This is a genomic window from Tritonibacter mobilis (assembly GCF_001681715.1).
In the GTDB taxonomy this organism is placed as follows: Bacteria; Pseudomonadota; Alphaproteobacteria; order Rhodobacterales; family Rhodobacteraceae; genus Epibacterium; species Epibacterium mobile.
This window is the reverse complement of the sequence record NZ_LNWY01000032.1, coordinates 46,126-52,509: the sequence shown is the minus strand read 5'-3', so window position 1 is coordinate 52,509 and position 6,384 is coordinate 46,126. Positions and strand designations below refer to the sequence as shown.

Below are 6,384 nucleotides of genomic sequence, written 5' to 3'. Positions count from 1 at the left end.
TTTTTTGGGGGGGCGCGGGACGGAATTTGGGGGGTTTTTCGCAAACGGCTGGGGTTGGCCCCCTTGAATTTTTGGCGCTGCGTTTGGCGCAGGGGGGGGGGGGGGGGCCGCCCCTCGGGCGCGGCCCCGCCCGGCCCAACGCTTCTTGTGATGCAGCCACAGGCTGCGTTGCAAAGGGGCGGGAGGACCCCGCTGTTTGTCGACCGGATCAAGGCGGCAGGGTGTTCAGGGCGCTGAAGCTGTGAAAATCACCCGTACAGTCCTCGCGTGTTTTGGTCGCGCCAAGTCGCCTGGGCATATTATTTACTGGCGTGTGCGGCAAAGATAGGCTATGCGCGCGGTTCACCAATCACGGAAAGTCCGGATCCATGTCCTTTACGCTCGCCATCGTGGGGCGCCCAAATGTGGGCAAGTCCACTTTGTTCAACCGTCTCGTCGGCAAGAAACTGGCGCTGGTCGATGACCAGCCCGGTGTCACGCGCGACCTGCGCGAGGGTGAGGCGCGGCTGGGTGATCTGCGCTTTACTGTCATCGACAGCGCCGGTCTGGAAGACGCCACCGACAACAGCCTGGAGGGACGCATGCGTCGCCTAACGGAGCGGGCGGTGGAAATGGCGGATGTCTGCCTGTTCATCATCGATGCGCGCGCTGGTGTGACCCCCACGGATGAGATGTTTGCCGAGATCCTGCGCAAGAAATCTGCGCATGTCATTCTCGCAGCCAATAAATCCGAAGGCTCCGCCGCCGATGCGGGTGTGATTGAGGCCTATGGTCTGGGGCTTGGTGAGCCGATCCGCATGTCGGGCGAACACGGCGAAGGCCTGAACGATCTTTATTCCGAACTTCTGCCCGTGTCGGAGAAATTCGAAAAACTCGCTGAAGAGACCGCGCCTGCCACCGACGTGGTGCTGGATGAGGACGAGAATGAGGCGTTCAACGAAGGCGAAGAGATCGCCGCAACACCCGTTCCGACCATGGAAAAACCGCTTCAGGTGGCCGTGGTGGGCCGTCCCAACGCCGGTAAGTCCACGCTGATCAATAAGATCCTTGGCGAAGACCGTCTGCTGACAGGTCCAGAGGCCGGGATCACCCGCGACGCCATCAGTCTTAAGATCGACTGGTCCGGAACACCGATGCGGATCTTTGATACCGCTGGTATGCGCAAAAAAGCCAAGGTGCAGGAAAAGCTGGAAAAACTCTCGGTCTCTGACGGTCTGCGCGCGGTAAAATTTGCCGAGGTCGTGGTGGTGCTGCTGGACGCAGCCATTCCGTTCGAGCAGCAAGATTTGCGTATCGCAGATCTGGCTGAACGCGAAGGCCGGGCGGTGGTTGTCGCCGTCAACAAATGGGATATTGAGGACGAAAAGCAGGAAAAGCTCAAGGCGCTCAAAGAAGCCTTTGAGCGGCTGCTGCCACAGTTGCGTGGCGCACCTCTGGTCACAGTTTCAGCAAAAACCGGCCGTGGTCTGGATCGATTGCATGCGGCGATTATGAAAGCCCATGATGTCTGGAACCGCCGTGTGCCGACCGCCGCACTCAACCGCTGGCTTGCGGGTATGCTTGAACAGCACCCGCCGCCGGCACCGCAAGGCAAACGCATCAAACTGCGCTACATGACCCAAGCCAAGACCCGTCCACCGGGCTTTGTGGTGATGTGCTCGCATCCTGATAAGATGCCTGCGAGCTACAATCGCTACCTCGTGAATGGCTTGCGCGAAGATTTTGATATGCCGGGCACCCCCATTCGCTTGACGCTGCGCGGGCAGGGCGACAAGAACCCCTACAAGGGGAAAAAGAAATCGACCCCATCGCGCCTGCGTAAACACATTGAGGGCCGTAAAAGCTGATCCCAGCTAGCGCGGCCCCACAGACAGGAGACCGCGCCACATGACATGGCCCTTTGTCTTTCAAGACCTCGTGCGGGAGTTCATCACGCTTTTTGTGGTGATCGACCCGGTTGGGACCATTCCTGTATTCTTGTTTGCCACGGCTGCAGTCCCCCAGCGGCTGCATCGCTCATTTGCACTGCGGGCGGTTTTGGTGTCGGCGCTGGTCTTGGGGCTGTTTCTGGTCTTGGGGCAGATCATTCTCGAAGGCATTGGGCTGCGCCTTGGTGCGTTTCAGATCGCGGGCGGGATCATCTTGTTCCTCTTTGCGCTCAGCATGATTTTTGGTGAAACCAAAGCCGCAAGCGAGATAAAAGAAGCCGAAAACGAGGATCTCTCTGGCGCTGTGTTTCCACTGGCGATCCCTTCGATTGCCTCACCCGGTGCAATTCTCGCCGTGGTGATCCTGACCGACAATCACTCCACCGGCGTGGTGGAGCAGGCGATGACGGCGGTTGTATTGCTCTTTGTACTGGCGATTACCTTTGTTTTGCTGTTGCTCGCCAGTAAGATACAAAAGCTGATCGGCCAGACCGGTGTCAGCGTGATCAGCCGGGTTATGGGGTTGATCCTTGCGACTGTGGCGGTGGATGCGGTACTGCAAGGGCTGGAGCAAATGGGCGTTCTTGCGCTGTCCACCCCTCCGGTCTGAGGAAACGACCCTACCGCACATACGGAGGGTGAGGCGCAGGCGGGCTTTTGCACAGCTGGTATTTATAGCTGTTCAAATACTTGTCATAGGGCGTATGCATATTAACTGATTGAAAGAGAATTTAATCCGATCCCGCCGTCACGCGGGCGTCACAGAGCGTATTTATGGGGTCAGGCATGGATCTGAGAGCCTACACACGCCAGTACACCGAGAAGGACAACCGGCTTGCCGCGTTGAGCTATTTCGGAACGTTCGCCGTTTATTTTGCGGCCCTTTATCTGGCGATTTCCTATTCACATCTTTGGTATGTGATGTGGCCTGCGGGCATTGTTTTTGCGTTCAGCGCAGTGCGTCTTTATGTGTTGCAGCATGACACTGGGCACCACTCGCTGTTTGAGACCCGTCGGCAGAATGAATGGGCGGGACATGGGCTTTCGCCTTTTACATTCGCCCCGTTTGAGGTGATGAAGCAGAACCACAACCTGCATCACGCCAATGTTGGCAACCTCGAACACCGCGAGACGGGTGAAATTCACACGATGACGGTTGGAGAATGGCAGCACGCCAATGTCTGGCAGCGGCTGCAATATCGTCTTTATCGCAACCCGTTTGTGCTGGTGCCGCTTGGGGCTGCCTTCACCTATTTTATCCGCTATCGCTGGCCGAAGAACACGCTTGAATTCGGTGTGATGCAGGTGGTTTTGCATAACCTCGCCATCATCGCGTGGCTCTACGCGCTCTATGCGATTGCGGGGGGCGAAGGGTTGTTGATCTGGCTCGGGTTTTCCTTCCTTGGCGGGATGATCGGGGTGTTTCTGGTATACCTGCAGCATAATTTCGAGGACACCTACTGGGACCGCCGCCCGGACCTCAACCCGCGTGTTGCGGCGCTTCAGGGCTCATCGTGTCTGGATTTCGGCTGGTTCTTTGATTTTGCCGTCGCCAATATCACGCTGCATGACATCCACCACTTTAACGCGCGTATCCCCAGCTATCGGCTACGCCAGTGCCATTACAACATGCCCGAGGAGATAGCTCCGCGTCGGATCAAATTCGGTGAAGCGATACGCGCGCTTGGGCTGAAACTCTGGGACGAGGATCAAAAGCGGCTGGTTCCTTTCCCGAGTTGAAGGGCGCGCGCCGCCTCGCAAGAGATGTTGGACATATCTCAAAAGCGAGTGCTAACCTCTGAAATTGATATTACTCAGGATGTTGCGAGGAATTACGAACGTATGACCCCAATTGTAAAACTCCCAGGCGTAGGACCTGCACTGGCAAAGGCGATGCAGGATCACGGTATTCGCTCTGTCGAGGATGTGGCCGCGCGATCCGAAGCAGAGTTGACGCAAGTGCCACGGTTGGGCGCTGCCCGCGCGGCGAGCCTCAAGGCAGCAGCGCAGAAGATGGCAACAGAGGGCGCGGCACCTGTGTCTGCGGCATCCAAACCGGCAGCCTCTCCAAGGCGCCAAACCACAGCCGCGAGAAAGCCACGCACAGCGCGTGCAAAACCCGCACCGGCCAAAGCCGTTGCTGCCGCCAAAGAGGCTGCGCAATCCGCCGTCAAAGCAGGTGCAAGTGCTGCCGCAGAGGATACGCGTGAAAGCGTGCACAGCGCTGTTGCCGCTGCCGAGGCTGCGCGCCTAGCGGCAGAAGAAAAAGCCGCCAAAGCTGAGGCCAAGGCCGCCAAAGCTGCCAAAAAGGCCAAAGCCTTGATGGCTGAATTTGCAGCCGCCAAAGAGAAAGCCTCCTCTAAAGCCGTAAAAGAGAAGAGCAAGGCGAAAAAGGAAATCGCCAAAGAAAAGGCGAAAGAGAAAAAGATCCTTTCTGAGAAGTCTGACGGTAAAAAGAAAAAGAGCAAAAACAAAAAGAACAAAAAGAAGAAAGACAAGTGATCGCGTGTTTGTCTCAAGCTCGGGCCTGATCCACTTGTTTTAAAAAGAAAAACCGGCGCTGTATGAGCGCCGGTTTTCTTGTTTGATGTATGCTTTGCCGCGCGAAGGTCAGGCCAGCGTGCCCTCAGCGGTGAGTGTCGATTTGCCGCCAAGGTAGGGCGCAAGTGCTGCGGGCAGTTTGACCGAGCCATCCGCTTGCTGGCCGTTTTCCAGTACCGCAATAAGACAACGCCCCACCGCAAGGCCAGAGCCATTGAGCGTGTGCAGAAACTCAGGTTTGCCGCCATCGGCGGGCTTGAAGCGCGCGTTCATGCGGCGGGCCTGGAAATCACCGGTGGTGGAGACCGACGAAATCTCACGGTAAGTGTTCTGACCGGGCACCCAGGCTTCGATGTCGAAAGTGCGGCGTGCGCCAAAGCCCATATCGCCAGTGCAGAGCACAACGGTGCGATAGGGAATGCCGAGTTTCTCAAGGATGCCTTCGGCACAGCCCAGCATGCGCTTTTGCTCGTCATCCGACGTCTCGGGATGCACGATCGACACCATCTCGACCTTCTCGAACTGGTGCTGGCGCAGCATGCCGGAGGTGTCTTTGCCAGCGGACCCGGCTTCCGACCGGAAGCACAGCGTATGTGCCGTGTAGCGGATCGGCAGCGTGCTTTCGTCGATGACGTCACCGGCGACCGAATAGGTCAACGGCACCTCAGAGGTCGGCACCAGCCACCAGCCGTTGGTGGTCTGATAGCTGTCGTCACCGAATTTCGGCAGTTTATCTGTGCCGTACATCGCCTCGTCACGCACCAATACGGGCGAGTTCACCTCGGTGAGGCCGTTTTCGTCCACATGGGTGTCGACCATGAACTGTGCCAATGCGCGGTGAATGCGGGCGACAGCGCCTTTCAGCACCACGAAGCGCGCGCCGGAGATCTTGGCGGCTGTCTCGAAATCCATCGCCTTGGCGACGCCTGCGATCTCGAAATGCTCCTTGGGTTCAAAATCGAACGCAGGCACATCGCCCCAGCGCTTCACCTCGACATTGTCGTCCTCGTCTGCGCCCTCGGGCACGTCCTCGGCCGGGCTGTTGGGGATGCGCGCCAGCATATCGGTGAGCTTTGCGTCCAGCTCCTTGGCCTCTGCCTGCATGGTGGCAACTTCGGCCTTTTTGTCGGCGACCTCGGCGCGCAGGCGTTCAAATTCCGCTTCATCGCCTTTGGCCTTTGCGGCGCCGATGGCTTTGGCGGCTTTGTTCTGATCGGCCTGCGCGGTTTCTGCCGCGAGGATCTTGGCGCGACGGGCTTCGTCCAGCTCCAGCACCTGAGAGGACAGGGCAGACTCTCCACGGCGGGCCAGGGCGGCGTCAAATGCGGCCGGGTTCTCGCGGATTGCACGGATGTCATGCATGGGTCTGCTCCTATGATGCAGTTTGAATCAGTGCCGTTAGCTATGCCCGAGCGGGGGGCGAAGGGGAAGGGGGCAGCGCCGACCCACGGTGATCTTGTGGCGGTTGCTGTGGCATAGGAGAGCGAAAAGCGCCCTGTGAGCAGTGAAAGCCTACCTGATCACGTCCGCCCCGCCTTGCAAAGCCCTGTGGCTGCGCATAGGTTCCACGCAAAATCCGGGGCCAAGATGGCCCCCAAAGACAGAAGGAAATACCCTATGGATGGTGGCGCAATCGCCCAGTTTCTCCCGCTGATCCTAATCTTTGCGATCATGTACTTCCTGCTCATTCGTCCGCAGCAGAAAAAGATGAAGCAGCATCAAAACATGGTTGAGGCCCTGCGTCGTGGCGATCAGGTGATCACCCAAGGCGGTGTGATCGGTAAGGTCTCCAAGGTCAAAGAAGACGGCGAGCTTGAAGTAGAGATCGCTGAGGGTGTGAAAGTTCGTGTGGTTAAATCCACCATTGCTCAGGTGCTGAACAAGACCGAGCCCGCATCCTGAGCCTCGCCTCGCA

At 58.1% G+C, this 6,384-nt stretch carries 6 protein-coding genes and 1 pseudogene; 6 read left to right on the top strand and 1 reads right to left on the bottom strand.

The features are described 5' to 3' along the window. The first annotated feature begins 368 nt into the window (after nt 1-368). The 5 genes and pseudogenes from der to UB90_RS23175 all read left to right on the top strand — a co-directional run bounded on the left by der (nt 369) and on the right by UB90_RS23175 (nt 4,430). Nucleotides 369-1,847: a ribosome biogenesis GTPase Der gene (gene der / locus UB90_RS21520; protein ID WP_005651488.1), complete on the top strand. Its 1,479-nt coding sequence runs from the start codon at nt 369-371 to the stop codon at nt 1,845-1,847. Nucleotides 1,848-1,887: 40 nt separating this feature from the next. Further along, nucleotides 1,888-2,538, top strand: a complete 651-nt coding sequence (locus UB90_RS21515) for a MarC family protein (protein WP_005651485.1) — start codon at nt 1,888-1,890, stop codon at nt 2,536-2,538. Between the two features lie 176 nt (nt 2,539-2,714). Further along, entirely contained in the window at nt 2,715-3,668 is a 954-nt protein-coding gene (locus tag UB90_RS21510; RefSeq protein ID WP_065324895.1) for a fatty acid desaturase, read from the top strand. 24 nt (nt 3,669-3,692) lie between these two features. After that, nucleotides 3,693-3,881, top strand: a pseudogene (locus tag UB90_RS23285) (helix-hairpin-helix domain-containing protein); the annotation flags it as partial. Between the two features lie 261 nt (nt 3,882-4,142). Then, nucleotides 4,143-4,430 carry a hypothetical protein gene (locus UB90_RS23175; RefSeq protein WP_227512176.1) on the top strand — a complete coding sequence of 96 codons (288 nt, stop codon included), beginning with the start codon at nt 4,143-4,145 and terminating at the stop codon, nt 4,428-4,430. A 108-nt stretch (nt 4,431-4,538) separates the two neighbouring features. Here UB90_RS23175 and serS read toward each other — a convergent pair whose 3' ends face one another. Then, nucleotides 4,539-5,831, bottom strand: a complete 1,293-nt coding sequence (gene serS, locus UB90_RS21500; RefSeq protein WP_065324868.1) for a serine--tRNA ligase — start codon at nt 5,829-5,831, stop codon at nt 4,539-4,541. A gap of 255 nt (nt 5,832-6,086) precedes the next feature. Here serS and yajC point away from each other — a divergent pair, with 255 nt between their 5' ends. Beyond that, on the top strand, nt 6,087-6,371 hold the full coding sequence (gene yajC, locus UB90_RS21495) for a preprotein translocase subunit YajC (protein ID WP_005651476.1): 285 nt from the start codon (nt 6,087-6,089) through the stop codon (nt 6,369-6,371). Nucleotides 6,372-6,384: the final 13 nt, after the last annotated feature.

What these genes read in the sequence shown, in the direction of transcription:
- der (WP_005651488.1), top strand. Translation starts at nt 369, where the DNA reads ATGTCCTTTACGCTCGCCATCGTGGGGCGCCCAAATGTGGGCAAGTCC.
- UB90_RS21515 (WP_005651485.1), top strand. Translation starts at nt 1,888, where the DNA reads ATGACATGGCCCTTTGTCTTTCAAGACCTCGTGCGGGAGTTCATCACG.
- UB90_RS21510 (WP_065324895.1), top strand. Translation starts at nt 2,715, where the DNA reads ATGGATCTGAGAGCCTACACACGCCAGTACACCGAGAAGGACAACCGG.
- serS (WP_065324868.1), bottom strand. Translation starts at nt 5,831, where the DNA reads ATGCATGACATCCGTGCAATCCGCGAGAACCCGGCCGCATTTGACGCC.
- yajC (WP_005651476.1), top strand. Translation starts at nt 6,087, where the DNA reads ATGGATGGTGGCGCAATCGCCCAGTTTCTCCCGCTGATCCTAATCTTT.